Origin of the sequence: Bacillus sp. SIMBA_008 (assembly GCF_046535495.1) — a bacterium.
GTDB classification, from domain to species: Bacteria; Bacillota; Bacilli; order Bacillales; family Bacillaceae; genus Bacillus; species Bacillus subtilis.
This window is the reverse complement of the sequence record NZ_JAWRWL010000587.1, coordinates 1-266: the sequence shown is the minus strand read 5'-3', so window position 1 is coordinate 266 and position 266 is coordinate 1. Positions and strand designations below refer to the sequence as shown.

Here is a 266-nt window from a genome sequence, read left to right as displayed (position 1 = left end):
CACTTCAATCCCCACTCTTCATCTCTCCTTATGCCTTTTTCATCAATAGGTGGCATTCGTAGGACAGATAACTTGAGCATATCGACCCTGCATTCGGATAAAATTGGAATGGATACGCATGCAAAAAATAAGACCCTTCCAAAGAAGGGTCTTTATGTTATGTTTGGTTGCGTGCGGCAATATGGAACGTGCCGTCCGCTTGGTTTTCCAAATGGCTTTCATGGCCGATCACCTGTGTAAAGCTGAACCCCACAGCAACTAGCAGC

At 45.5% G+C, this 266-nt stretch carries 1 protein-coding gene; it reads right to left on the bottom strand.

Going from position 1 to position 266, the window contains the following annotated elements; genetic code table 11:
- Window positions 1-157: 157 nt before the first annotated feature.
- Entirely contained in the window at window positions 158-265 is a 108-nt protein-coding gene (locus SB658_RS24550; RefSeq protein WP_410602995.1) for a PhrA family phosphatase inhibitor, read from the bottom strand.
- Window position 266: the final 1 nt, after the last annotated feature.